This is a genomic window from Staphylococcus sp. IVB6214 (genome assembly GCF_025558585.1).
GTDB lineage: Bacteria > Bacillota > Bacilli > Staphylococcales > Staphylococcaceae > Staphylococcus.
Genome location: NZ_CP094723.1, coordinates 534,638 through 559,704 on the forward strand (window position 1 = coordinate 534,638; position 25,067 = coordinate 559,704).

Annotated in this window: 28 protein-coding genes; 24 read left to right on the top strand and 4 right to left on the bottom strand. The window is 38.1% G+C overall.

Features of this window, described 5'->3' with window-relative positions; all coding sequences use genetic code 11:
* Positions 1-15 precede the first annotated feature (15 nt).
* Both MUA51_RS02600 and MUA51_RS02605 read left to right on the top strand, forming a co-directional pair.
* Positions 16-840: a MetQ/NlpA family ABC transporter substrate-binding protein gene (locus MUA51_RS02600; protein ID WP_262560326.1), complete on the top strand. Its 825-nt coding sequence runs from the start codon at positions 16-18 to the stop codon at positions 838-840.
* A gap of 56 nt (positions 841-896) precedes the next feature.
* A complete protein-coding gene (locus MUA51_RS02605; RefSeq protein WP_262560327.1) occupies positions 897-1,718 on the top strand; it encodes a MetQ/NlpA family ABC transporter substrate-binding protein in 822 nt (273 codons plus the stop codon).
* Positions 1,719-1,775: 57 nt separating this feature from the next.
* Here the strand turns inward: MUA51_RS02605 and popT are convergent, their stop codons facing one another.
* The gene (gene popT, locus MUA51_RS02610) at positions 1,776-2,624 is read right to left on the bottom strand and encodes a polyprenyl-phosphate transporter PopT (protein ID WP_262560328.1); all 849 of its coding nucleotides are present in this window, start codon (positions 2,622-2,624) and stop codon (positions 1,776-1,778) included.
* A 311-nt stretch (positions 2,625-2,935) separates the two neighbouring features.
* Here popT and sufC point away from each other — a divergent pair, with 311 nt between their 5' ends.
* The 14 genes from sufC to MUA51_RS02680 all read left to right on the top strand — a co-directional run bounded on the left by sufC (position 2,936) and on the right by MUA51_RS02680 (position 16,537).
* Positions 2,936-3,703: a Fe-S cluster assembly ATPase SufC gene (gene sufC / locus MUA51_RS02615; RefSeq protein ID WP_095115816.1), complete on the top strand. Its 768-nt coding sequence runs from the start codon at positions 2,936-2,938 to the stop codon at positions 3,701-3,703.
* 27 nt (positions 3,704-3,730) lie between these two features.
* Positions 3,731-5,038, top strand: a complete 1,308-nt coding sequence (sufD, locus tag MUA51_RS02620; RefSeq protein ID WP_262560329.1) for a Fe-S cluster assembly protein SufD — start codon at positions 3,731-3,733, stop codon at positions 5,036-5,038.
* Positions 5,039-5,066: 28 nt separating this feature from the next.
* Complete coding sequence (locus tag MUA51_RS02625) at positions 5,067-6,308, top strand: cysteine desulfurase (RefSeq protein WP_262560330.1); 1,242 nt, start codon at positions 5,067-5,069, stop codon at positions 6,306-6,308.
* Positions 6,298-6,756 (top strand): Fe-S cluster assembly sulfur transfer protein SufU, encoded by a 459-nt coding sequence (sufU, locus tag MUA51_RS02630; RefSeq protein ID WP_262560331.1) that lies wholly within the window; start codon positions 6,298-6,300, stop codon positions 6,754-6,756. Before MUA51_RS02625 ends, sufU begins: the two co-directional genes overlap by 11 nt.
* Positions 6,757-6,833: 77 nt before the next feature.
* The gene (gene sufB / locus MUA51_RS02635) at positions 6,834-8,231 is read left to right on the top strand and encodes a Fe-S cluster assembly protein SufB (RefSeq protein WP_262560332.1); all 1,398 of its coding nucleotides are present in this window, start codon (positions 6,834-6,836) and stop codon (positions 8,229-8,231) included.
* Between the two features lie 275 nt (positions 8,232-8,506).
* Complete coding sequence (locus MUA51_RS02640; protein WP_262560333.1) at positions 8,507-9,013, top strand: GNAT family N-acetyltransferase; 507 nt, start codon at positions 8,507-8,509, stop codon at positions 9,011-9,013.
* A gap of 11 nt (positions 9,014-9,024) precedes the next feature.
* Positions 9,025-9,645 (top strand): FMN-binding negative transcriptional regulator, encoded by a 621-nt coding sequence (locus MUA51_RS02645; RefSeq protein ID WP_262560334.1) that lies wholly within the window; start codon positions 9,025-9,027, stop codon positions 9,643-9,645.
* Positions 9,646-9,944: 299 nt separating this feature from the next.
* Positions 9,945-10,919 carry a hemolysin family protein gene (locus tag MUA51_RS02650; protein WP_262560854.1) on the top strand — a complete coding sequence of 325 codons (975 nt, stop codon included), beginning with the start codon at positions 9,945-9,947 and terminating at the stop codon, positions 10,917-10,919.
* Between the two features lie 28 nt (positions 10,920-10,947).
* Positions 10,948-12,018 carry an NAD(P)H-dependent flavin oxidoreductase gene (locus tag MUA51_RS02655; RefSeq protein ID WP_262560335.1) on the top strand — a complete coding sequence of 357 codons (1,071 nt, stop codon included), beginning with the start codon at positions 10,948-10,950 and terminating at the stop codon, positions 12,016-12,018.
* Positions 12,019-12,125: 107 nt separating this feature from the next.
* Positions 12,126-12,974 (top strand): DUF72 domain-containing protein, encoded by an 849-nt coding sequence (locus MUA51_RS02660; RefSeq protein WP_262560336.1) that lies wholly within the window; start codon positions 12,126-12,128, stop codon positions 12,972-12,974.
* A gap of 12 nt (positions 12,975-12,986) precedes the next feature.
* A complete protein-coding gene (locus MUA51_RS02665) occupies positions 12,987-13,811 on the top strand; it encodes a sulfite exporter TauE/SafE family protein (protein ID WP_262560337.1) in 825 nt (274 codons plus the stop codon).
* A gap of 16 nt (positions 13,812-13,827) precedes the next feature.
* A complete protein-coding gene (locus tag MUA51_RS02670) occupies positions 13,828-15,147 on the top strand; it encodes a bifunctional metallophosphatase/5'-nucleotidase (RefSeq protein WP_262560338.1) in 1,320 nt (439 codons plus the stop codon).
* 85 nt (positions 15,148-15,232) lie between these two features.
* The gene (lipA, locus tag MUA51_RS02675; protein ID WP_095115846.1) at positions 15,233-16,150 is read left to right on the top strand and encodes a lipoyl synthase; all 918 of its coding nucleotides are present in this window, start codon (positions 15,233-15,235) and stop codon (positions 16,148-16,150) included.
* 18 nt (positions 16,151-16,168) lie between these two features.
* Positions 16,169-16,537 carry a YutD family protein gene (locus tag MUA51_RS02680; RefSeq protein ID WP_262560339.1) on the top strand — a complete coding sequence of 123 codons (369 nt, stop codon included), beginning with the start codon at positions 16,169-16,171 and terminating at the stop codon, positions 16,535-16,537.
* 62 nt (positions 16,538-16,599) lie between these two features.
* Here MUA51_RS02680 and MUA51_RS02685 read toward each other — a convergent pair whose 3' ends face one another.
* Positions 16,600-16,866: a DUF3055 domain-containing protein gene (locus tag MUA51_RS02685; RefSeq protein WP_262560341.1), complete on the bottom strand. Its 267-nt coding sequence runs from the start codon at positions 16,864-16,866 to the stop codon at positions 16,600-16,602.
* Between the two features lie 98 nt (positions 16,867-16,964).
* On the opposite strand from MUA51_RS02685, the gene MUA51_RS02690 reads away from it, so the two are divergent.
* Genes MUA51_RS02690 through MUA51_RS02700 form a run of 3 tightly spaced genes read left to right on the top strand, consistent with a single transcriptional unit; the run spans position 16,965 to position 19,152 of the window.
* Positions 16,965-17,399 (top strand): DUF86 domain-containing protein, encoded by a 435-nt coding sequence (locus tag MUA51_RS02690; protein WP_262560342.1) that lies wholly within the window; start codon positions 16,965-16,967, stop codon positions 17,397-17,399.
* The gene (locus MUA51_RS02695; RefSeq protein ID WP_262560343.1) at positions 17,400-18,185 is read left to right on the top strand and encodes a TIGR01457 family HAD-type hydrolase; all 786 of its coding nucleotides are present in this window, start codon (positions 17,400-17,402) and stop codon (positions 18,183-18,185) included.
* A gap of 4 nt (positions 18,186-18,189) precedes the next feature.
* The gene (locus MUA51_RS02700; protein WP_262560344.1) at positions 18,190-19,152 is read left to right on the top strand and encodes a 2-hydroxyacid dehydrogenase; all 963 of its coding nucleotides are present in this window, start codon (positions 18,190-18,192) and stop codon (positions 19,150-19,152) included.
* Positions 19,153-19,212: 60 nt separating this feature from the next.
* On the opposite strand, the gene MUA51_RS02705 is transcribed toward MUA51_RS02700, so the two are convergent.
* Entirely contained in the window at positions 19,213-19,548 is a 336-nt protein-coding gene (locus tag MUA51_RS02705; protein ID WP_262560345.1) for a YuzD family protein, read from the bottom strand.
* 103 nt (positions 19,549-19,651) lie between these two features.
* Here MUA51_RS02705 and MUA51_RS02710 point away from each other — a divergent pair, with 103 nt between their 5' ends.
* The gene (locus MUA51_RS02710) at positions 19,652-19,894 is read left to right on the top strand and encodes a NifU family protein (RefSeq protein WP_044360536.1); all 243 of its coding nucleotides are present in this window, start codon (positions 19,652-19,654) and stop codon (positions 19,892-19,894) included.
* A gap of 53 nt (positions 19,895-19,947) precedes the next feature.
* Here the strand turns inward: MUA51_RS02710 and MUA51_RS02715 are convergent, their stop codons facing one another.
* Positions 19,948-21,012: an NAD(P)/FAD-dependent oxidoreductase gene (locus MUA51_RS02715; protein WP_262560346.1), complete on the bottom strand. Its 1,065-nt coding sequence runs from the start codon at positions 21,010-21,012 to the stop codon at positions 19,948-19,950.
* A gap of 277 nt (positions 21,013-21,289) precedes the next feature.
* Here MUA51_RS02715 and MUA51_RS02720 point away from each other — a divergent pair, with 277 nt between their 5' ends.
* From MUA51_RS02720 to MUA51_RS02735, 4 genes are all read left to right on the top strand, one after another.
* Positions 21,290-21,526 (top strand): YuzB family protein, encoded by a 237-nt coding sequence (locus tag MUA51_RS02720; RefSeq protein ID WP_262560347.1) that lies wholly within the window; start codon positions 21,290-21,292, stop codon positions 21,524-21,526.
* A gap of 12 nt (positions 21,527-21,538) precedes the next feature.
* Positions 21,539-21,898, top strand: coding sequence for a HesB/IscA family protein (locus MUA51_RS02725; RefSeq protein WP_262560348.1), 360 nt, complete (start codon positions 21,539-21,541; stop codon positions 21,896-21,898).
* 300 nt (positions 21,899-22,198) lie between these two features.
* Positions 22,199-23,401 carry an NAD(P)/FAD-dependent oxidoreductase gene (locus MUA51_RS02730; protein ID WP_262560349.1) on the top strand — a complete coding sequence of 401 codons (1,203 nt, stop codon included), beginning with the start codon at positions 22,199-22,201 and terminating at the stop codon, positions 23,399-23,401.
* A 177-nt stretch (positions 23,402-23,578) separates the two neighbouring features.
* Complete coding sequence (locus tag MUA51_RS02735; protein WP_262560350.1) at positions 23,579-25,054, top strand: leucyl aminopeptidase family protein; 1,476 nt, start codon at positions 23,579-23,581, stop codon at positions 25,052-25,054.
* Positions 25,055-25,067 lie beyond the last annotated feature (13 nt).

Below are 25,067 nucleotides of genomic sequence, written 5' to 3' on the forward strand. Positions count from 1 at the left end.
TAAGGGGGTATTCCAATGAAAAAATTAAGACTATTCACACTATTAGTCGTTGCATTAGCAGTCATATTAACAGCTTGTGGTCAACAAAAAGAGTCGTCAAAAGAAGATAAGAAAATTGTTGTTGCAGCATCTCCTGCGCCACATGCAGAAATCCTTGAAGAAGCCAAACCGTTATTAAAAGACAAAGGTTATGACTTAGAAGTAAAAATAATCAATGACTACACAACACCTAACAAATTGTTAGATGCAGGAGAGCTTGATGCAAACTTCTTCCAACACACACCATACTTAGAGACTGAAAAGAAAAATAAAAAATATAAAATCGAATCAGCAGGTAATGTTCACTTAGAACCAATGGCTGTGTATTCTCAAAAATATAAAAGCTTGAAAGACTTACCAAATGATGCAGAAATATTTGTTTCTAACAATCCATCTGAACAAGGTCGTTTCTTGAAATTCTTCGTTTATGAAGGCTTAATCAAGATTAAAGACGGCGTTAAAATCCAAGATGCAACTTTTGATGACATTGTAGAAAACAAGAAAGATATTAAGTTCAATAACAAACAAGCTGGTGAGTTCTTAACAAAAACGTATCAAAATAATGAAGGTGATGCGGTAATCATTAACTCTAACTTTGCACTTGAGCAAAAATTAAATCCACAAAAAGATTCTATTGCAGTTGAAAACAGCAAAGATAATCCATATGCAAACTTAGTCGCAGTTCAAGAAGGACATAAAGACGATGCAAAAATCAAAGCATTAATTGAAGTTTTACAATCAAAAGACATCCAAGATTTTATCAACAAGAAATATGACGGTGTCGTAACACCAGCTGAATAAATATCGTTTTTTTATCATCAAATTCAAAGTGGAGAAAATAAGGAAGGGGTATTCCAATGAAAAAATTAAGACTATTCGCACTATTAGTCGTTGCATTAGCAATCGTATTAACAGCTTGTGGTCAACAAAAAGAGTCGTCAAAAGAAGATAAGAAAATTGTCGTTGCAGCATCACCAACACCACATGGAGAAGTTGTGAAAAAAGCGGGAGACATTTTGAAGAAAGACGGATATGATGTCGAAGTAAGAGAAGTGAATGATTATAAAATTCCGAATAAGTTGCTTGATAAAGGAGATGTTGATGCTAATATGTTCCAACATGTTCCATATTTGAAAGCAGAACAAAAATCACATGGCTATCAGCTTGAAGAAGTAGGTAAGGTATTAACGACTCCGATGGGCGTATACAGTAAGAAGCATAAAAGTTTAAAAGACTTACCAGATGGTGCCAAAGTTTACGTTTCTAATAATCCTGCCGAAGAAGGGCGCTTCTTATCATTTTTCGTTAAAGAAGGTCTGATCAAAATCAAAGACGGTGTTAAAATTGAAGACGCAAAGTTTGATGACATTGTAGAAAACAAAAAGCATATCGAATTTGATAATCAGCAAGGTGCTGAATTCTTACCGAAAACATACAATAACAACGAGGGTGACGCAGTGATTTTGAACTCTAACTATGCGATTGATAATGGGTTAAAACCACTTGAAGATTCAATTGCAGTGGAAGATGAATCATCACCATTTGCGAATGTACTAGTTGTACAAAAAGGTCATAAAGGTGACAAGAAGTTTCAAGATTTAATCAAAGCATTACAATCTGATGAAGTGAGAGACTTCATTAAGAAAGAATACGATGGTGCAGTGATCCCTGCAAAATAATAAAAAGCAGTATTTTAAGTTTGTGATTCAATACTTAAAATACTGCTTTTTTAGTGTTTACGCTTCTGTATAGCGTCCTAATACATAGCTAACGATAAATCCTACTATCAGTGTGATAAATGAGACGAACCATGTGAGGCCGCTTGTTGGTAGACCTGGGAAAACGGAAAAAAGTGATCCGATCACAAGACCAAGTATTGCTGCATACGTCATAAATGTATAATGTTGCAGCAAATATGTGATGAGCTTACTTGCAATAAGAAAGCCGACAAGTACGCCTAAGCCAACAGTAACAATAACTGGGAGTGCTTGGAAGTGAAAGTGTACGATTTCTGAAATTGAATACGTCACAGTACTGTATACACCGAATACAAGTAAGATGAATGATCCAGAAATACCTGGTAGCAACATAGCACTTGATGCACATATGCCTGCGATGAAATATTTGATCAACATAGGTGCTGATAAATCGATATATGAAGGGGCGCCGTGTGTTGTGCTGCCTTTGAATAATGCCATGACAGCTAAAAATAGAACAGCAGCTACTAAGATTATCCAATGTTTCATTGTAAATGTTTGTTTGATTTTTGAAATACGGACTAGAAAAGGAACGATACCGATAATTAATCCGAAGAAAAAGTACATCGTTGGCATTGTATGTTCAGCTAGTAAGTAATTAATCAGGCTGCTTAAACCACCGATTGCCAATCCCATCCCAATTACGATAGGTATCAAAAATGCAATGCTTTGTTTGAAGTTTTTAGAGAAAACGCCACTCACCGAAGCGATAAAGTCGTCGTATATGCCGAGTAACAGCGCAATTGTTCCGCCGCTAACACCTGGGATAAGGTCGCTAATGCCCATGGCAAACCCTCGAGGGATATTTGAAAGTTTAAATTTAGACATAAAAAATGATTCCTTTCGTCATAAGTCATCTTATCATAACACAATATTGCCACATCTGATATCCTTTCACCATAGGCCCTAAGTCGTATCGAGCGTGATTGAGAACAGAGTGCCCTTTATTATCAATAACTTAGGGAATATCTCACTCATTTTAGGGAAAAATTATGGATGTATTTACGATTCTAAAAGGTTTATAAAACTGATTAATTCAGTTATAATAGGCATGTAGATTCAAAGAATGGTTTTGACGTTACATTAAAATTATTATAAACTAGTACAAGGAATCAATCATTTATTTGGAGGGAATATCAATGCCATCAGTATTAGAAATTAAAGATTTACACGTATCTATTGACGATAAAGAAATCTTAAAAGGTGTTAACTTAACAATTAACACGAATGAAATACATGCAATCATGGGACCAAACGGTACAGGTAAGTCAACTTTATCTTCAGCAATTATGGGTCACCCATCATTTGAAATTACACAAGGGGAAGTGTTATTAGACGGTGTGAACGTACTTGAGTTAGAAGTAGACGAACGTGCCAAAGCAGGTCTTTTCCTTGCAATGCAATATCCATCTGAAATCACAGGTGTAACAAATGCCGACTTCTTACGTTCAGCAATCAATGCGCAACGTGAGGAAGGCCAAGAAATTAACTTGATGCAATTCATTAAACAATTGGACAAGCACATGGACTTCTTAGAAATGGATAAAGACATGGCACAACGTTACTTGAACGAAGGTTTCTCAGGTGGGGAAAAGAAACGTAACGAAATTTTACAATTAATGATGTTACAACCTAAGTTCGCTATCCTTGATGAGATCGACTCAGGTCTTGATATCGACGCATTAAAAGTTGTATCTAAAGGTATCAACGAAATGCGCGGAGAAGAGTTCGGTTCTTTAATCATCACACACTATCAACGTCTATTAGACTATATCACGCCTGACTTCGTACATGTTATGTATAACGGTGTTATTGTTAAATCAGGTGGTGCTGAATTAGCGAAACGTCTTGAAGAAGAAGGTTACGAGTGGGTTAAAGAAGAATACGAAGCGTTAGAAGCGAAGTAATAATCATCAATATAGGAGGAAATAATTATGACGACTGAAACATTAAATATTTCTGAAGCGCAACTTGTTGATTATTCACAGGCTCAAAACGAACCTTCTTGGATGACAGCGCTAAGAAAAGACGCGTTAGCACAAGCTGAGTCTTTAGAAATGCCAAAACCAGATAAAACAAAGATCGACAAATGGAACTTTGATTCATTCAAACAACATCATACAACAGGTGTTGCTTTTGAAGATCTTAATGCATTACCAACTGAAATCGATCGTATTATCAATGTAGATAACACTGAAAATCTTATCATCCAACATAACAATTCACTTGCTTTCACGAAAGTAAATGAAAAAGCACAACAAAATGGTGTGATTATCGAACATATCAGTGATGCATTGAAAAATCACAGCGACTTAGTTGAAAAGTATTACATGAAAGATGCGGTAACTGTAGATGAGCATCGTTTAACTGCATTACACACAGCATTGATGAACGGTGGCGTATTCGTGTATGTACCTAAAAATGTTGTTGTTGCAGATCCAATTCAATACGTTGTGTTACACGATGATGAGAACGCAAGCTTCTTCAATCATGTATTAATCGTGACTGAAGAAAGTGCAGAAGTGACATACGTTGAAAACTACCTTTCTACAACAAGTGGTGAAGGGAATCAAATCAATATTATTTCTGAAGTCATTGCAGCACCAAATGCAAAGGTATCATATGGTTCTGTAGACTTCTTAGATAAAGGTTTCACAGGATATATCATCCGCCGTGGTATCACAGCAGAAGATGCAACGATTAACTGGTCATTAGGTCTAATGAACGAAGGTGACCAAATCATTGATAACACGACAAATCTTATCGGTGACCGTTCAACATCAGACTTGAAGTCAGTTGTCGTAGGTCGTGGAGATCAAACAATTAACTTAACGTCTAAAATTGTTCAATACGGTAAAGAAACAGATGGTTATATCTTAAAACATGGTGTAATGAAAGAAAATGCATCATCAATCTTTAACGGTATCGGTCATATCAAACACGGTGGTAAAGGTTCAGCTGCAAACCAATCATCTCGTGTATTAATGTTGTCTGAAAATGCACGTGGCGATGCGAACCCAATCTTATTAATCGATGAAGATGATGTAGAAGCAGGTCACGCAGCATCAGTTGGACGTGTAGACCCTGAACAACTTTACTACTTGATGAGTCGTGGTATTTCACAAGAAGAAGCGGAGCGCTTAGTTATCCACGGATTCTTAGACCCAGTAGTACGTGAATTGCCAATCGAAGACGTTCAACGTCAATTACGTGAAGTTATCGAGCTAAAAGTAGGTAAATAACATATCTTTAGAAAGGTCTGTGATAGACGTGGCTGATACTCAGTTAGATGTAAAAGCAATCATTCAAGACTTTCCCATCTTAGAACAACAAGTAAATGGCAAGCGCCTTGCTTATTTGGACTCAACAGCAACAAGCCAAAAGCCTAAACAAGTGATTGACGCACTCGATGATTATTATAAACGCTACAACTCAAACGTACATCGTGGTGTGCATACACTTGGTTCATTAGCGACAGATGGTTACGAGGGTGCACGTGAAACAGTGCGACAATTTATCCATGCGCAATACTTTGAAGAAGTTGTCTTTACTCGTGGTACGACAGCATCTATTAACCTCGTTGCACACAGTTATGGTGATGCCCATATCAAAGAAGGCGATGAAATTGTTGTGACGGAAATGGAACACCATGCAAACCTTGTACCTTGGCAGCAGTTAGCGAAGCGTAAAGGTGCGACATTGAAGTTCATTCCGATGACAAAAGATGGAGAGCTAACGATAGAAGCAGTAAAAGAAACTGTGACGGATAAGACGAAAATTGTTGCGGTGGCACATGTTTCAAATGTTTTAGGTACAATCAACGATGTGAAGGCCATTGCAGAAGTCGCACATGCACACGGAGCGATTATTTCAGTAGATGGCGCGCAATCTGCACCACATATGAAAGTGGATGTTCAAGATCTTGATGTAGACTTCTACAGCTTTAGTGGGCATAAAATGTTAGGTCCAACAGGTATTGGTGTCTTGTACGGTAAACGTCAACACTTACAAAATATGGAACCGATCGAATTCGGCGGTGACATGATTGATTTTGTAGGTCTTCACGAAAGTACATGGACAGACTTGCCAACGAAGTTCGAAGCGGGAACGCCATTAATTGCCCAAGCGATTGGCTTAAAAGCAGCGATTGAGTATATTGAAGCAATTGGTTTTGATGCGATTCATGCACATGAACAAGCGTTAACACAATATGCTTATGAACAAATGTCTCAAATTGAGGGCATTGATATCTATGGTCCTGCTGTTGATAAACGTGCAGGTGTCATCACATTTAATATGGATGGTGTGCATCCACATGATGTCGCAACTGCGCTTGATACGGAAGGTGTTGCTGTGCGTGCAGGTCACCATTGTGCACAACCGTTGATGAAGTGGTTGAATGTATCATCTACGGCACGAGCAAGCTTCTATATTTACAACACGAAAGAAGATGTCGATCAACTTGTCGAAGGATTAAAGAGAACGAAGGAGTTTTTCTCATATGAATTTTAATAACTTAGACCAATTGTATCGTTCTGTTATTATGGATCACTATAAAAACCCTCGTAACAAAGGTGTGATTGAAGATGGTACGATGACGGTTGATATGAATAACCCGACGTGTGGGGATCGAATCCACTTAACTTTTGATATTGTCGATGGTATGGTGCATGATGCAAAGTTCGAAGGTGAAGGTTGTTCTATCTCAATGTCAAGTGCCTCAATGATGACGGAAGCAATCAAAGGACACAGTTTGAAAGAAGCTATGGAGATGAGCCAAGAGTTCACAAAAATGATGCTTGGTGAAGACTATACGATCACTGAAGACATGGGTGATATTGAAGCACTACAAGGTGTTTCTCAATTCCCAGCGCGTATTAAGTGTGCAACACTTGCGTGGAAAGCATTGGAAAAAGGAACTGTTGAAAAAGAAGGTAAAGGCACAACAGAAGACGAGTAAGTGCCTATTAAATGATAGAATGGAGTGGAATGTCATTCCGCTCCTAGTACGTTAAGAATATGAAGGAGTGATGATTGATGGCTAAAAAAGCACCTGATGTGGGCGATTATAAATATGGCTTCCATGATGAAGACGTATCGATTTTTAGATCAGAACGTGGCTTAACAGAAAACATTGTACGTGAAATCTCAAATATGAAAGGTGAGCCGGAATGGATGTTAAACTTCCGTCTCAAAGCATTAAAATTATTCTACAAAATGCCAATGCCACAATGGGGCGGAGACTTGTCAGAATTAGATTTTGATGATATCACTTACTACGTTAAACCATCTGAACGTTCAGAGCGTTCATGGGATGAAGTACCTGAAGAAATCAAACGAACATTTGATAAATTAGGGATTCCAGAAGCAGAACAAAAATATTTAGCAGGTGTATCTGCGCAATATGAATCAGAAGTTGTATATCACAACATGGAAAAAGAACTTGAAGAACAAGGGATTATTTTCAAAGATACTGATACAGCATTAAGAGAAAATGAAGACTTATTCAAAGAGTACTTTGCATCTGTTATTCCAGCAGGTGACAACAAGTTTGCGGCGTTGAACTCAGCAGTTTGGTCAGGTGGATCATTTATCTACGTACCAAAAAATGTGAAGGTAGAAACACCTTTACAAGCTTACTTCCGTATTAACTCTGAAAATATGGGTCAATTTGAACGTACATTAATTATTGCGGACGAAGGGGCATCAGTAAACTACGTTGAAGGTTGTACAGCACCTGTGTACACAACAAACTCACTGCACTCAGCGGTTGTTGAAATTATCGTACACAAAGATGCACATGTTCGTTATACAACAATTCAAAACTGGGCGAACAACGTTTACAACCTTGTAACAAAACGTACGCTTGTTCATGCAAATGGTAACATGGAATGGGTAGACGGTAACATGGGTTCTAAACTGACTATGAAATACCCAGCATGTGTTCTTGTTGGTGAAGGTGCAAAAGGTAGCACATTATCTATCGCATTTGCTGGTAAAGGACAAGTTCAAGATGCGGGTGCTAAAATGATTCATAAAGCACCAAACACATCTTCAACGATTGTATCAAAATCAATTTCAAAAGATGGCGGTAAAGTAGTATACCGTGGTATTGTACACTTTGGACGTAAAGCAAAAGGCGCACGTTCTAACATCGAATGTGATACCTTAATCTTAGATAACGAATCAACATCAGATACAATTCCATACAACGAAATTTTCAATGACAATATTTCTTTAGAGCACGAAGCAAAAGTTTCTAAAGTATCAGAAGAACAACTCTTCTACTTAATGTCACGTGGTATTTCTGAAGAAGAAGCGACAGAAATGATCGTAATGGGCTTCATTGAGCCATTTACTAAAGAATTACCAATGGAATATGCCGTTGAAATGAACCGTCTCATCAAATTCGAGATGGAAGGATCAATCGGATAGGCTTAAACCCAATGGTATCAAGCTATTTAAGTATTTACTTATGTGGTTTGATACCATTTAATGGGTGTTAATCTTTTGTGGTGGGATGGCATGATATGCTGTCCTGCTTTTTTATTTAATAACTCTGTAGAAAATTCCCTTGAAATAGTAAAGTTTGCATATTATGATGAGCATATGGTAGGAGAAAATTGTTATGAAAAATGTATAGACAATTAACAGATAATTCAGATAACAAAAAGTATTACACGTTTGATAGAGATAAGGATGTGTTATAAATGATTAGACCATGTACATTAGAAGATTTGAAAGTATTGCAAGCGATTTCTTGCCAGGCGTTTGATGAAACATTCGGCCCATACAATAAAAAAGAACATATGGATCAACATTTAGCCACTGCGTATACAGATGAGAAATTAACAAAGGAACTTCAGAATCCAAATTCATATTTTTATTTTATTTATGCAGAAAATGAACTTGCTGGATATTTGAAGTTGAATGCATTCGATGCACAAACTGAGCCTTTTGATGAACAACATTTTGAAATTGAACGCATCTATCTTTTGAATGCATTTCAAAAGAAAGGTCTTGGAGCGAAATTATATGAGAAGGCTGTTGAAGTTGCACGATCATTAGATTGTCGATACATATGGCTGAGTGTTTGGGAGAAAAATGAGAATGCCATTGCGTTTTATAAGAAAAAAGGCTTCGAAAAAATTGGGGCACATACTTTCTATATGGGAGATGACCCGCAAACAGACTTTATTATGAAAACAGAATTATAGGGGGTATGTTAATGTATATTCCAAAATATTATCAAATGCATGATTATGAAGAGATTAAAGCATTTATGAAACAATATCCTTTTATTACAATGGTGACGATTTCTGAAGGGAGACCTATCGCATCGCATATTCCAGTGATGGTGGAAGAACGCGAAGAAGCTCTGTATTTAGTAGGTCATCTCGCAAAAGGTAATGCTCAAGTTGAAACGTTAAATGACAATGATCAAGTACTTGCTATTTTCCATGGTCCGCATGATTATATCTCATCTTCATGGTATGAAACAGAAGATGTACCTACATGGGATTATCAAAGCGTTCATGCTTATGGCTCGAGTCGTTTACAGTCTCATGATGAGCTGGCTGAGGCGTTAGAAAAACTACTAGATCATTATGAAGGACATCGTGAAAACGGAGCAACTTGGGATCAGTTGTCGGAGCAGACGAAAAAACAGATTCATGGCATTGAAGGTTTTGAAATCAAGATAACAGAAATTGAAGCAGCATATAAATTGAGTCAAACACGTAGTAATGTAGATAAAGAACGCATAGCTACTGAATTGATTAAAAAAGGCAGTTATGATGCAATAAAACTAGCAAAAGAAATAAAAAAAGATAAGAATCATTTCAGTTAGATAAATTGTCTGTCATTCTCAATATCTGTAACTTGCTTTTCAAGCAGGCTTATTAGAAAATATATTTGATTGGGAGTGGGAAAGAACTCTTTTTGGCTAAAAGATTTCGTCGTCCTACTCCAGCAAGGGTGACTAGAAGTTTTCCAAAAGTATGTAAAAACGCATTTTCACTTCTGACACCTATTGCTATTATACTTATTTCTACATCTTAAAGGGGAGAGCTGAGCATTACGTTACAGACCCTTTTATTTACTATCACAAGGAGGCGCTGCTTAGTGATCATTGCGATCATTTTATGAATCTTTGTATCATTCTTCTTTTCAGGAAGCGAGACGGCACTGACCGCAGCGAACAAAGTTAAATTAAAAGCAGAAGCAGATAATGGAAATTCGAAAGCTGCCAAGCTATTAAAGTTATTAGAAAAACCAAGTGAGTTTATTACAACGATTCTTATCGGTAACAACATTGCGAATATTTTATTACCAACACTTGTGACGATTCTTGCTGTAGATATGGGTGTCAATGTCGGGATTGCCTCAGCAATTCTAACAGTTGTCATCATTATGTTTGCAGAAGTCATTCCAAAGTCAATTGCAGCTACTTTTGCAGATCAAATTGCACGACTTGTATTTCCGATTATTCGATTTTTCGTCATCATATTTAAACCGATTACGAAGATTTTAAATGCGATTACAGATGGTTTGACACACTTCCTTGCGAGAGGACGTGAAGTCGAGAAGATGTCGAAAGAAGAAGTGCGTACGATGGTTGCGATTGCCGGAACAGAAGGTGCATTTAACGAAATGGAACGTAATCGCATTCAAGGTGTGATGGACTTTGACCGGCTGAAGATTGATGATATCAGTAATACACCGCGTGTGAATGTGACGTCCTTATCAGTCGATGATACTTACGATGAAGTTTATGATATTGTGATGAATCATCCATACACACGTTACCCAGTCTATGAAGGGGATATAGACAATGTAGTCGGTGTGTTTCACTCTAAGTATTTATTGGCGTGGAGTAAAGCACCTGACAAAAAGGTGATGGATTACAGTTCAGAGCCGTTATTCGTTTATGAACATAACCGTGCAGAATGGGTACTTCGAAAAATGACAATCACACGAAAACATATGGCGATTGTTTTGGATGAATATGGTGGAACAGATGCGATTGTGACCCATGAAGATTTAATAGAAGAAATGTTAGGTATGGAAATTGAAGACGAAATGGATCGAGAAGAACAAGATAAGCTGAATCGCATTCGATAATTCATAAAGATAAAAAGGGGATGAAGTTATGTGGTATCAAACAGCGATAACAGAACAATGTGGTATTCAATTACCTATCATTCAAGCCGGAATGGCTGGCTCAACGACACCTGAACTTGTGGCGAGTGTGTCGGAAGCAGGAGGGCTTGGAACGATTGGCGCAGGCTACATGACACCAGAAAAGCTTACTCAAGAGATTCAACGAGTGAAGCAGCTGACGTCGAAGCCATTTGCAGTGAATCTGTTTGTGCCTGAATCATTTACATATACGGAAGCGGATGTTGATACGATGAATGCGCATCTTCATTCGTATCGTGAGGCATTGTCGATTACAACGCCTAAACCGGGCGCACACGACCCAGAAATATTTCAACAGTTGGTAAACGTTGTTGTTGAACAGAGCGTGGCTGTATGTGCGTTTACATTTGGTGTGCCAACGATTGACGTTGTATCACAATTGCATGATGCAGGAATTGTTGTTGTCGGAAGTGCGACGACAGTGGCGGAAGCACAGGAAGTAGAACGTATGGGTATGGATGCGGTTGTCGCTCAAGGAAGTGAAGCCGGCGGTCATCGTGCGGCCTTCCAACAAGACGGAGCGTCAGCACTTGTTGGAACGATGGCACTTGTTCCACAAATCGTAGATCATGTGAAGATTCCAGTGATAGCGGCAGGTGGAATTATGGACGGTCGTGGATGGGTAGCGAGTCATGTGTTAGGTGCAGCAGGTGTACAACTCGGGACAGCCTTTTTAACGACAAAAGAAAGTGCGTCAAAATCAGTCCGCAGACAAGCGATATTGAACAGTGTGGAAACAGATACTGTTGTGACGAAAGTGTTGAGTGGAAAGGCAGCAAGAGGGATTCGCAATGGTTTGATTGATGATTTGGAAAGTATACGTCATCAAGTGTTGCCGTATCCAATTCAAAATGATGTAACGAAACAAATACGTGCGACAGCTGCTCAAGAAGGGAACGCTGATTGGACACATATATGGAGTGGACAAGGGGCACGGTTGGCGAGAGATACAGATGTAAAAACACTCATGAATACATTGTTAACAGAGGCACAACAGCAAGTAGACAGGCTCAACTTGTAGTTGTGCCTGCTTGTTGTTTTGAGATGCTAATTTGATAGACAGAATACTGTAAGGCAAGACGGCAGTGTGATACGATGAATGTGCTAAAATAGAAGGGAAGACATAGAATGATAGAGATTGGTCTAACAGGATGGGGAGATCATGATAGTTTGTATGAAGATATGGAACGAAAATCTGACAAGTTGAAGACCTATGCGAGTCACTTTCCAATTGTAGAACTCGATGCTTCCTATTATGCGATTCAGCCAGAGCGCAATATCATCAAGTGGATCAAGGAAACACCTGAAAGGTTCAAGTTTGTTGTCAAGATACATCAAGCATTGACGTTGCATGCTGATTATCGGGATTATGCTGAATCAATTGCAGAACTGTTCAATGATTTTCGTCAAATGTTACAACCACTGGTTGAAGCAGACAAATTGGCGATGGTATTAGTTCAATTTCCACCGTGGTTCGATTGCAACGCTAAAAACATAAATTATATTCGTTATGTGCGTGCCCAGTTAGAACAGCTTCCTGTATGCATAGAGTTTCGGCACCAATCATGGTTTTCAGATGAAATGAAGGAACATACGTTATCATTTCTAACAGAGCATCAATTGATACATGCTGTTTGTGATGAGCCACAGGCAGGTGAGGGTTCTGTTCCTTTCGTGAATCGTATAACACAAGCCACTGCACTCGTACGCTTGCATGGGCGAAATGTATATGGCTGGACGAAAAAAGATATGACAGATCAAGAATGGCGTGATGTACGTTATTTATATGACTACAACGATAACGAGCTACGACAATTAGCAGTATATCTGCAAATTCTTGAGAAAAAAGCTGATAAAGTCTATGTCGTCTTTAACAATAATTCAGGTGGACATGCCGCACAAAATGCGAAAACATTACAACGTTTTTTAGGTATTGATTATGAAGGACTCGCACCACAACAGTTAAAGTTATTTTAAGGAGATAGAATCATGAGTATCATCATATTATTATTAGTCGGTTTTTTATCCGCCGTCATTGGCTCTATTGTTGGTATTGGCGGAGGGATTATTATTGTACCGACACTCATCTATTTCGGCGTTACACTGGATGTCTTACAAGGCATTACACCACAAACTGCTATTGGTACATCGTCGATCATATTAATTGTGACAGGACTTACATCAAGTCTTGGATATTTAAAACAAAAACAAGTGGATGTTAAAAATGGAATGATTTTTTTAATTGGGATTATTCCGGGCGCACTGATTGGAGCATATCTTAGTCAATTTTTAACACTTCATTCGTTCAACAGATATTTTGGTATCTTCCTCATATTTGTATCTATTTTATTAATGATTCGTCATAAAATACCACCGATTCAAGCATTTCAACAAGAGCGTTATATGAAGACATTTACAGATGCACATGGTGAAACATATCGTTATGGTGTCGTACCTTCTGTTGCGGTTGTTTTGTCGTTCTTAATTGGTATGACATCAGGCCTTTTTGGTATTGGTGGGGGTGCGTTGATGACACCATTGATGTTACTTGTTTTCCGTTTTTCACCACATGTGGCAGTTGGCACGAGTATGATGATGATATTCTTTTCGAGTATTACAGGATCGGTTGGACATGTTGTGCTCGGTCATGTTGTTTGGGGATACAGTCTGATATTGATTGTGGCAAGTTGGATTGGTGCAAAATTAGGTGTGAGAATTAATCGTGCAGTCAAATCAGATACGGTTGTCTTAATACTACGCATAGTGATGCTTGTGTTAGGAATATACTTGATCACAAGATCGTTTTTTAGTTAAAGGAAGGTGGATATAGATGCGTGTAACACTGTACCATACGAATGATATACATAGTCATCTTGATGCGTTTTCACGTATCAAGGCGTATATGGCGGAGCAACGCCCAAAACTTGAACATCCATCGCTTTATTTAGATATAGGAGATCATGTCGATTTATCGTTACCCGTCACAGAAGGAACGATGGGAAAACGAAATGTCCAGTTATTGAATGAAGCGAATTGTGATGTTGCGACAATTGGTAATAATGAAGGTATGACGATATCGCATGATGTGTTGAATACGTTATATGATGAGGCGGACTTCACTGTAACGTGTGCAAATGTATTTGATGAATCAGGTCAACTGCCGAACAATTTTGTAGAATCACATATAAAAGAAGTCGCTGGCGTTCGATTTCTCTTTGTAGGTGTCACAGCAGCATTTACGCCTTTTTACCGTGCGCTAGACTGGCTCGTGACAGATCCGCTTGCAGCCATACAACATGTGGTGCGTCAGCAAAAAGGGCAATATGATGTCCTTATCGTAATGAGTCATGCTGGTATCTTTTTTGATGAAGAATTATGCAAGTTGCTACCAGAAGCGGATGTGATACTTGGCTCACATACTCACCATCATTTCTTGGAAGGAAAGGTTTCTAACGGTGTGCTTATGGCAGCAGCAGGTAAATATGGCCACTATCTTGGAGAAGTGACCTTAGAAATTGAAGCACAACAAGTCGTGAGTAAACGAGCAACACTGCATGCACTGGACACATTGCCAGTAGTAACGACAGACTTTGAACAAGAAGGACGTACGCTACTCAATTCGCCTGTTGTCACAAAACCGATGACATTACAACGAGAAACGAACTTTATTACCGAAGCAACATATCGATTGGCCCAAAGTGTACATGATTATATCGGTGCAGATTGTACGATTATTAATGCTGGCCTGATGGTTAAAGGCTATGAACATAAAAAATTGACGGAATACGATATTCATCAAATGTTGCCCCATCCCATCAATACGGTAAGGGCAAGGGTGTCGGGTCGTGTGCTCAAAGACATCTTGATGACAGCACGGGAACAAGCATATATGTATGAGCATGCCCAAGGATTAGGTTTTCGTGGCGATATATATGGTGGATACATTCTTTACAATGCAGGTTATATCGACTCGAGTAATCGTTACTTCGTTAATGGAATAGAGATTCAAGATGATGAGACGTACTTGCTCGGAACAGTAGATATGTATACGTTTGGTCGTTATTTCCCGATGTTAAAAGGGCAGTCAATGGATTATATCATGCCGGCATTTTTACGAGATATTTTTAAAGCGTATTTACAAGGAGTTTAAAACATAAAACAAGTCCATTTTAATTTTGAATAAAGTCCGTTATAATAAATGAAGAGTTAAATTTCACAGGAGGGTATCCGCTGCTATGGCTACGAAAAACGAAGAAATTTTACGCAAACCAGATTGGTTGAAAATAAAGTTAAACACGAACGAGAACTATACAGGTCTTAAGAAGATGATGCGAGAGAAGAACTTGCATACTGTATGTGAAGAAGCGAAGTGTCCAAACATTCACGAATGTTGGGGTGCACGTCGTACAGCTACATTCATGATTCTAGGAGATGTTTGTACACGTGCTTGTCGTTTCTGTGCGGTTAAAACAGGTTTACCGAACGAACTGGACTTAGGTGAGCCAGAACGTGTTGCAGAATCTGTCGAATTGATGAACTTGAAACACGTTGTTATCACAGCTGTTGCACGTGATGATTTAAAAGATGCAGGTTCTAACGTATATGCAGAAACGGTTCGTAAAGTCCGTGAACGCAACCCTTATACAACGATTGAAATCTTACCTTCAGATATGGGTGGAGATTATGAAGCGTTGAAAACATTAATGGCTGCACGTCCAGATATTTTAAATCATAATATCGAAACTGTGCGTCGCTTGTCACCAAGAGTTCGTGCACGTGCGACATACGATCGTACACTTGAATTTTTACGCCGTTCTAAAGAATTACAACCAGATATCCCAACGAAATCTAGTATTATGGTTGGATTAGGTGAAACAATCGAAGAACTTCATGAAACAATGGATGATTTACGAGCGAATGATGTGGATATTTTAACAATCGGTCAATATTTACAACCTTCACGTAAACACTTAAAAGTACAAAAATACTACACACCATTAGAATTTGGTAAGTTACGCAAAGTTGCAATGGAAAAAGGATTCAAACATTGCCAAGCAGGCCCACTTGTAAGAAGTTCATATCATGCAGATGAGCAAGTAAACGAAGCGGCTAAAGCAAAACAGCGTCTTGGTGATGAACAACTTAATTCGTAATAATTAGGTGAGGCAGATATGATCAAAGCAGGCAATCACTATTTTGAATTGATAGAGTCGTATCGAGATGCTTTTAACGAAGAAGATTTTGTATCACGTTATTCTGAAATTCTAGATAAATATGATTTTGTAGTTGGCGATTATGGTTATGACCAACTTCGCTTAAAGGGCTTTTATAGAGATACTTATAAAAAAGCAGATTTTAATAAACGTTTTTCTACCATTCAAGATTATATATTAGAGTACTGTAATTTTGGATGTGCGTATTTTGTTGTGAGACGTTTATCCAAACAAGAAGTTGATCAACAGTTATTGGGTGAAGACGTTGAAATTGATGAAGAAGATAAGTTGAAAAATGTCAAAATCCAGCCTACAATTCAAAGTTAATATATGATGAAACCCCATGATGTTGAAATGCATGCATTTCAACGTTCATGGGGTTTCTCTTGTTAACGAATGACATCGCGTAAATAGTCTGTGAGTTCTTCGCCTTCTGCTTCATTGACACCGAGGATGTAGGCAATATAGCCTTCTTCATCTAAGTCATCTGTGCCAATAATACCGAATTTATTCGTTTGTGTGTTCAACACTAACGTTTTTCCATAATGACGATTTGTTTGAAGCAAGATAAGGTCATAACGTGTCTCTTCGCCGATAAAGCCAACAAAACGGATTTGTGATGGTTCGACGTCATCATATAAAAACATATCTATCATATTAAGAACTCCTTTAAAAATCGTATATGCTCAGTATATCGAGAAATGAAGTGACACGCAAAATTGTGATATGATAGATAGGAATAGGGGTGACAAATATGTATTTTGTAGACAAAGAACAGTTATCAAAAAAACTCACATATTTAAAGCAGTTAACGGAAGATTATGAATCGATTAAGACCAATGCCTATGCCTTTGAGCGTGTGGCACAGATGTTGATAGAGTCATCAGTCGATATCGGCAACATGATCATCGATGCATTTATATTGCGAGATCCTGGTAACTACAAAGATGTTGTAGATATTTTGGAATTAGAAGGTGCGATTTCAAAAGAGACAAAAAAAGTACTGCATGAAACAATCGATGTACGTCGTCAATTCGTACACTTATATGATGAATTGGACAGTCAAACATTAGTCCCATTGTTTGATCGTGCCATTCCTTATTATCAACAATTTATCAAAGAAATCTTGCATTTTTTAGAAAATGAAAATGTACCTGTAACAGCATTTGGTAAAGGAGAACAAGCATAAATGAAAACTTACAAAGCCTATTTGATTGACTTAGACGGTACGTTATATAGAGGGAGTCAAGTCATTGAAGGTGCCGTTGAATTTATAAATGGATTGAATAAATATGAGATTCCACACTTATACGTGACAAATAATTCAACCAAGTCACCTGAAGATGTGGTTGAAAAGTTAGCTTCAATTGGTATTGAAGCACGTCCGGCAGAAGTCGTGACTTCAGCAATGGCAACAGCAGATTATATCAGCAGTGAAAAACCGAACGCATCTGTCTATATGATTGGTGATACAGGCCTAAGATCAGCATTGACTTCGGCTGGATTAGACTTAAAAGATGATATTGAAGTTGATTTCGTCGTTGTCGGCTTGGATGAAAATATTAATTATGAAAAGTTGACAAAAGCGACGTTGGCAGTTCAGCGTGGTGCGACGTTCATTTCGACGAACAAAGACCCATCAATTCCGAAAGAACAAGGCTTCTTACCAGGAAATGGTTCTTTAACGAGTGTTGTGACCGTTTCTTCAAAAAAAGAGCCAACATTTATAGGAAAACCTGAAACACCGATTATGCAAAAGGCTTTAGATTTATTGCAGTTAGACAAGTCGGAAGTGGCGATGATTGGTGACTTATATGATACGGATATCATGTCAGGTATCAATATCGGTATCGATACGATTCATGTGCAAACGGGTGTAACGTCTAAAGAAGAAGCACTATCAAAAGACATCCCGCCAACTGTTAGTATTGAAAACTTAACAGTACTGTTGAAAGAAATAGAAAAAGGACAGTGATCATATGGAGAAAATTTTAGTTACACGTCGAATTCCAGAAAAGTTTAAACAGCGTCTAGAGTTAATGGGTGAAGTTGAGATGTGGGATCACCATTTGACACCGATGCCACGTGAAAAGTTTTTAGAAGCGGTGGCAGATAAGACAATTTTACTTGTGACGTTAAGTGAGAAGATTGATCGTACATTACTTGAACAAGCACCGCATGTTAAAATCATTGCCAATATGGCAGTAGGATACGACAATATTGATCTTGTTGAAGCGGAACAACATGATGTCATCATTTCGAATACACCGCATGTTTTAAGTGAAACAACTGCAGAACTTGGTTTTACATTGATGATGGCAGCATCAAGACGTTTGTCTGAAGCGATTGATTACGTTCAAGATGGCAAGTGGGAGAGTTGGGGACCTTACCTGCTTGCAGGTAAAGACATCTATCGTTCCAAAGTGGGTATTTACGGTATGGGTGAGATTGGCAGAGCTTTCGCACGTCGTTTAAAAGGATTTAATGCAGATATCTTATATCATAATCGTTCACGCAATACGAAGGCAGAACATGAGCTGGGCGCATTTTACACATCATTTGAGACGCTCGTTCGTGAAAGTGATTTTATTGTTTGTACAGCACCGTCAACACCAGAGACACGCAATAAATTTAACAAAGATGTATTCAAAATGATGCGGAACGATGCGATTTTTGTGAATATCGGTCGTGGAGATATTGTTGTCGAAGAAGATCTAGTTGAAGCACTTCAAACAGGCGAAATTGCTGGTTGTGCATTGGATGTTGTACGCGATGAACCGATTCGTATGGATCATCCATTACTAACATTGCCGAATGCGATTGTGACGCCACATATCGGTAGTGCAACAGTATTGACACGTGATCAGATGATACAAACATGTGTGTTGAATATTGAAGATGTCGTGCAAGGCAAAAATGCACGTAATCAAGTGTTTGCGTAATAGTATATCAAAATAAACAGGAATGATGATCAAGTGTCATTCCTGTTTTATATGTGAATACTAATTTGGCGTATCAGTTACTCCAAATCGCTCTGACATGTAGCGCTTGAGTGGCTTCAATTGAATATAACCATCAGCGACATATTCATCATTCATCGTTACAAGTGGGTAAAAGAGTTCGTCGTTTTTAATTTGTTCTATAAACTGTTCATCATGATCTGTTAAGTTTTCTGTGTCACTTTCAATATCGATATAGGTGAATTTAAAGTCGAGTTCTGGGTATTTTTTTGGTAAGAGCGTTTGTAACCAATCATAAGTATTGCGTGCACTCGGTGCATTCACACAACTGGCACATACCGTTTCCGCCCCATATATCACTACGCTCACTTTTGTCATTTGATAATCCCCCTAGTTAATACAATAGATTTTCCATACTATTTCTATTATAATAAGAAAAAGGAAGAATATGAACCATTTAACTTGAAAGGAGGCATTGTATATGCCAACTGAAGATACAACAATGTATGATCAAGTCGCAGAGGTTATCGAAAAGTTACGTCCATTTTTACTTCGTGATGGTGGTGACTGTGCACTTGTTGATGTAGAAGATGGAATTGTAAAACTTCAATTGTTAGGTGCTTGTGGTACATGCCCAAGTAGTACGATTACTTTGAAAGCAGGTATTGAACGTGCACTTGTAGAAGAAGTACCTGGTGTGATTGAGGTCGAACAAGTATTTTAATAACATAGATAGAAAGCCTGTGGCGTTGTAGATGCCACAGGCTTTCACTCGTTTTAACCGTTATGATGTTTATAAAGCCATAGAACCCCTGATTTTAAAATAGATGCAAGACGTCCTGTTACGGTTGTATCCATTAGGTAAGCAAAGCCTTTCTTTTCTCCTAATGCACCTAAAAAGCCTTGAATTTTAATTTCTGGCATTTTTTCCGGCAGGGGCTTGCCTTGCCAAAGTGTCTTCAACACATCAGCGATTTGGTCTGCTTGCTCCTCTGCAAGTTGTGCACTTGGCGCAAACGGTAAGTTCGCACAATCCCCCACAACATAAACATTTGGATAGGTTGGAATTTGATGATATTGATTGACCATCACACGATTACTTCTACTCAAGTCAATAGGTAAATTACGTACGAGAGAAACGGGCTGAATACCAGCCGTCCATACAATCAAATCATGTTCGTTTTTCGTATCTTTGTTGTACAGTATACCCGGATCGACTTTTACAATATTTGAGTTTGGAACAACCGTCACATTGTGTTGATCAAACCATTTTTTTACGTAATTGCTTAGTTTTTCAGGAAATTGATTGAGAATACGATCCCCACGATCATACAAGAAGATATCCAAGTCATCACGGCTTTCACGAAGTGCACTTGCTAGTTCAATACCGCTCAGACCTGCGCCGACGATGCCTACTTGTGCGCCACTCGGCAGTTCAGAAATATCGTGATAAGTTTTTCGTGCATCAGCGAGTGTTTGAATACTATATGTATGTTCTTTGGCACCCGGCACGTTATGATATTTGTCTTCACAACCAAGTCCAATAACAAGATCATCATAATCGACACGTGTTTGACCGACTGAGATGATTTGATTGTCCAAATCAATATTTGTGATTTCTCCATAAACGGTGTTAATACGCTCATCTTTTGGAAAGTTTACACGGACTTCTTTATCAGATTTTGATCCGGCAGCCAAAGCATAAAATTCTGTTTTCAAACCATGATATGGCATGCGATCAATCAGTGTCACACGATAATCATCCGGTAAAGCATCCGGCAATATCTTTGACAATATGCGCATATTCCCGTATCCGCCACCTAATAAAACTAAACTTTTCATTTTGTACTCCCCTTTACCCATGAAGATTTAAAATGTGAGATGGTATCTTATCAATGCCCCTTAAAAAATAGCCAAGTCACATACAATAACTTAAAAGTTTGATAATTGTTCATATTTAATTATAGACTTTTTTTTAAAACCTTACAATCATCGCCTATAAGACAAATAGATTTGTTTTCAACAGTACAGGCATTCTCTGTCATATGAGCCATTACATAGCGAATCACTCTCATTTTTGCTATAATGACATCATTAAATTGAATGAAGAAGGTGTAGGATGAATCCAATTGTCGAGTTCTGTATTTCTAATTTGGCAAGAGGTTCCCAAGTCGTTTTTGATACATTAGATAAGGATCCTAATGTGGATGTATTAGACTATGGGTGTTTACAGAATTGTGGTATTTGTAGTTCGGGACTTTATGCACTTGTGAATGGGGACATTGTTGAAGGTGAAACACCTGATGAATTATTAAAAAATATTTATAAGCATATAGAAGAAACTTGGTTATTTTAAGGAGGAAATAAGATGTCGACAGTAACACTAACAGAAGCAGCAGCTTACGAAGTGAAAGATATGTTAAAACAAAATGATATGCCTGATGGTTATTTGAAAGTCAAAGTAAATGGTGGCGGATGTACAGGTTTAACTTATGGTATGACAGCTGAAGCTGAGCCGGGTGAACAAGATGAAGTATTAGAATTCCACGGATTGAAAGTGCTAGTAGATCCTGAAGATGCACCTATTTTAAATGGAACTACAATTGACTTCAAACAATCATTAATGGGTGGCGGTTTCCAAATTGATAATCCAAACGCCATTGCATCATGTGGTTGTGGTAGTTCATTCCGCACTGACAAAGTAGCAGGTACACCAGAAGAGTGTTAATTGATTAAACATTATTGACATTTCATACCCATACTTAAGAAATAATCGCATGGATATCATCAGATGCGGTTATTTTTTTACAACAAAGTTAAAGCGCTTACATTACTTCTCGTTATCTGTAATGATCTGATAAAGTATTCATTAATAAATAGGAAAGAAATGGCATGAACGCTTGAATTCAGTTCTAAAAAACTATAAACTAATAGATGACTAACTTTAAGAAATTGTGTACTGTTTAAGCATAGTGGGTATACAGTATCAAATGTATTAATAAAATAATGAAGGAATAGGTGAATGAGAATGGCAGAACGTAAAAAAGTACTTGTTTTAGGTGCTGGTTATGCAGGATTACAAACTGTGACGAAACTTCAAAAGCAACTTTCAGAAGAAGATGCACAAATTACGTTAATTAACAAAAATGATTATCACTACGAATCAACATGGTTACACGAAGCGTCAGCAGGTACAATCAACTACGAAGATTTATTATATCCAATTGAAAGTGTACTTAAGAGCCATGTGGAATTTGTGACTGCAGAAGTGACAAAAATTGATCGCAATGCGAAAAAAGTAGAAACAACAAGAGGTATTTTTGACTTTGATATCTTAGTTGTTGCATTAGGTTTCGAATCAGAAACATTTGGCATTAAAGGTATGAAAGAACATGCTTTCCAAATTGAGAACGTTCATACAGCACGTCAAATTTCACGTCATATTGAAGACAAGTTTGCGAACTATGCTGCATCAAAAACAAAAGACAGCAAAGACTTAGCAATCTTAGTTGGTGGTGCTGGTTTTACAGGTGTTGAATTCTTAGGTGAATTAACAGACCGTATTCCAGAATTAGCAAATAAATATGGCGTTGATCAAAGCAAAGTGAAAATCACTTGCGTTGAAGCCGCTCCAAAAATGTTACCAATGTTCTCAGATGAGTTAGTAAGCCATGCAGTAAGCTACTTAGAAGAACGTGGCGTAGAGTTCAAAGTAGGGACACCAATCGTTGCTGCAAACGAAAAAGGATTCGTTGTAAAAGTAGACGACAAAGAACAACAACTTGAAGCTAACACAGTTGTTTGGGCTGCGGGTGTTCGCGGTAGCAACTTAATGGAAAAATCATTCGAAGGTGTTAAACGTGGTCGTATCGTTACGAAACAAGACTTAACAATCGAAGGATACGATGATATTTTCGTTATCGGTGATGTTTCAGCGTTTATTCCAGAAGGTGGAGAACGTCCATTACCAACAACAGCACAAATCGCAATGCAACAAGGTGAGAAAACAGCGACAAATATTGCACATATCTTAAAAGGCGAATCAACTGAAAACTTCAAGTATGTTGATCGTGGTACGGTATGTTCTTTAGGTCGTCATGACGGTGTCGGTATTGTATACGGTCGTGAAATCACTGGTAAAAAAGCAGCATTCATGAAACGCGTGATCGATACACGTGCAATCTTCAAAATCGGTGGATTAGGTTTAGCTTACAAAAAAGGTAAATTCTAAACAGTATCTATAAGAGAAATCGGGCAATGCTTCGTGCATATGCTCGATTTTTTTAATTGTTACGAGAGTAGACGTTTCTGCTGAATACCTGTGATGTTTACTAAAAACACACTAATAGAGTAAAGAATGTAATCTTTGATACAATAGAGTTAATGAAAAAATAAGGGGGCTACATCAATGTCAATGAACAAAGAAAAAGAACAAATTCATGTCATAGGCGTTCCGGATCAATTCAATCAGTATGTGACGGGTGCAATTCCAAATGATGCACTATTTGAAGCATTACAAATATTAAAGAAGCAAAAGTTCATCAAAAGTCATATTGGAACAGTGTCATCAGTGCCTGTAACAGTAGGTGATGTCCATTACAAGTTTATAACAGTTGGGCTCGGCAATATTAGCCAACAAAAACAACGGGATTATTTAAAAATTTGGGGTCGCTTATTTCAGTATTTACAAGCAGAACATATTACAGAAATTCAATTATATGAACAGACATTTTTGTCAAAAGCAGTTGATCTACATACAGTATTTCAAACGATGGGCTTACAGTATGAACAAGCAACATATGAATTTGATAGTTATCGATCAGATAAAGTCGCACCATTTGAACTCCAAATCCAATGGCGCGCTGATCACGCGCATATTCAGACAGCATTTATTGAAGGTCAAAAAATTGGAGAAGGCATTAATTATGCGAGAACTTTAGGAAATATCCCACCAAATATTTTGACGCCCAACTACTTGGCTACGCTTGTTCAAGAACGTTTCAAAGATACAACAGTGGGTGTTACGGTAAAAGATGAGCATGCCATTCAACAAGAAGGATTCGGTTTAATTCATGCAGTGGGCAAAGGATCTATCAATCCACCACGCGTGATTACACTGAAATATGAAGGTGATCCGGAACATGCTGATGATGTGATTGCATTAGTCGGTAAGGGGATTACATATGATTCAGGTGGTTATTCGATTAAGTCGAAAACGGGTATGCCGACGATGAAGTTTGATATGTGTGGTGCAGCAAACGTTATTGGCATGGTAGATGCAGTTGCTCAGTTAGGATTGAAAGTGAATATTGTTGCAGTAATTGCTGCAGCAGAAAATATGATTGCCAACAATGCAATGAAACCAGATGATGTTTTTACAGCGTTGAGTGGAGAAACAGTTGAAGTACCGAATACAGATGCGGAAGGTCGTCTCGTACTAGGGGATGCATCGTTTTATGCCAATCAATTTGCGCCAAAACTAATCATTGATTTTGCGACATTGACAGGTGCAGCGGTAGTTGCGTTAGGTGAAGATAAAGCAGCTATATTCAATAAAAATGCTGATAGAGACGTACTTCAAGCGATATTAGAGACAGCTCATCGTGTTGATGAAGCGGTATACGAATTGCCGATTACAGAGACGGAACGTCGTAACATTAAAGCATCGGATGTTGCTGATTTGACGAATCATGTGAATGCGCATGGTAAAGCATTGTTTGCCGCAGCGTTTGTGACACATTTTAGTGGAGAAACACCACATCTACATGTGGATATTGCGGGTCCGGCGACAACAATGAAAAAAACTTATAAGGGGCCAAAAGGACCGACAGGCTATATGATACCAACGATTGTGAATTGGTTAATATCAGAATATAATGCGTAAATGGATGAAATAG

Bases quoted from the DNA above. Each gene is read 5' to 3' on its own strand.
- MUA51_RS02600 (WP_262560326.1), top strand. From the start codon at position 16: ATGAAAAAATTAAGACTATTCACACTATTAGTCGTTGCATTAGCAGTC.
- MUA51_RS02605 (WP_262560327.1), top strand. From the start codon at position 897: ATGAAAAAATTAAGACTATTCGCACTATTAGTCGTTGCATTAGCAATC.
- popT (WP_262560328.1), bottom strand. From the start codon at position 2,624: ATGTCTAAATTTAAACTTTCAAATATCCCTCGAGGGTTTGCCATGGGC.
- sufC (WP_095115816.1), top strand. From the start codon at position 2,936: ATGCCATCAGTATTAGAAATTAAAGATTTACACGTATCTATTGACGAT.
- sufD (WP_262560329.1), top strand. From the start codon at position 3,731: ATGACGACTGAAACATTAAATATTTCTGAAGCGCAACTTGTTGATTAT.
- sufU (WP_262560331.1), top strand. From the start codon at position 6,298: ATGAATTTTAATAACTTAGACCAATTGTATCGTTCTGTTATTATGGAT.
- sufB (WP_262560332.1), top strand. From the start codon at position 6,834: ATGGCTAAAAAAGCACCTGATGTGGGCGATTATAAATATGGCTTCCAT.
- MUA51_RS02640 (WP_262560333.1), top strand. From the start codon at position 8,507: ATGATTAGACCATGTACATTAGAAGATTTGAAAGTATTGCAAGCGATT.
- MUA51_RS02645 (WP_262560334.1), top strand. From the start codon at position 9,025: ATGTATATTCCAAAATATTATCAAATGCATGATTATGAAGAGATTAAA.
- MUA51_RS02655 (WP_262560335.1), top strand. From the start codon at position 10,948: ATGTGGTATCAAACAGCGATAACAGAACAATGTGGTATTCAATTACCT.
- MUA51_RS02660 (WP_262560336.1), top strand. From the start codon at position 12,126: ATGATAGAGATTGGTCTAACAGGATGGGGAGATCATGATAGTTTGTAT.
- MUA51_RS02665 (WP_262560337.1), top strand. From the start codon at position 12,987: ATGAGTATCATCATATTATTATTAGTCGGTTTTTTATCCGCCGTCATT.
- MUA51_RS02670 (WP_262560338.1), top strand. From the start codon at position 13,828: ATGCGTGTAACACTGTACCATACGAATGATATACATAGTCATCTTGAT.
- lipA (WP_095115846.1), top strand. From the start codon at position 15,233: ATGGCTACGAAAAACGAAGAAATTTTACGCAAACCAGATTGGTTGAAA.
- MUA51_RS02680 (WP_262560339.1), top strand. From the start codon at position 16,169: ATGATCAAAGCAGGCAATCACTATTTTGAATTGATAGAGTCGTATCGA.
- MUA51_RS02685 (WP_262560341.1), bottom strand. From the start codon at position 16,866: ATGATAGATATGTTTTTATATGATGACGTCGAACCATCACAAATCCGT.
- MUA51_RS02690 (WP_262560342.1), top strand. From the start codon at position 16,965: ATGTATTTTGTAGACAAAGAACAGTTATCAAAAAAACTCACATATTTA.
- MUA51_RS02695 (WP_262560343.1), top strand. From the start codon at position 17,400: ATGAAAACTTACAAAGCCTATTTGATTGACTTAGACGGTACGTTATAT.
- MUA51_RS02700 (WP_262560344.1), top strand. From the start codon at position 18,190: ATGGAGAAAATTTTAGTTACACGTCGAATTCCAGAAAAGTTTAAACAG.
- MUA51_RS02705 (WP_262560345.1), bottom strand. From the start codon at position 19,548: ATGACAAAAGTGAGCGTAGTGATATATGGGGCGGAAACGGTATGTGCC.
- MUA51_RS02710 (WP_044360536.1), top strand. From the start codon at position 19,652: ATGCCAACTGAAGATACAACAATGTATGATCAAGTCGCAGAGGTTATC.
- MUA51_RS02715 (WP_262560346.1), bottom strand. From the start codon at position 21,012: ATGAAAAGTTTAGTTTTATTAGGTGGCGGATACGGGAATATGCGCATA.
- MUA51_RS02720 (WP_262560347.1), top strand. From the start codon at position 21,290: ATGAATCCAATTGTCGAGTTCTGTATTTCTAATTTGGCAAGAGGTTCC.
- MUA51_RS02725 (WP_262560348.1), top strand. From the start codon at position 21,539: ATGTCGACAGTAACACTAACAGAAGCAGCAGCTTACGAAGTGAAAGAT.
- MUA51_RS02730 (WP_262560349.1), top strand. From the start codon at position 22,199: ATGGCAGAACGTAAAAAAGTACTTGTTTTAGGTGCTGGTTATGCAGGA.
- MUA51_RS02735 (WP_262560350.1), top strand. From the start codon at position 23,579: ATGTCAATGAACAAAGAAAAAGAACAAATTCATGTCATAGGCGTTCCG.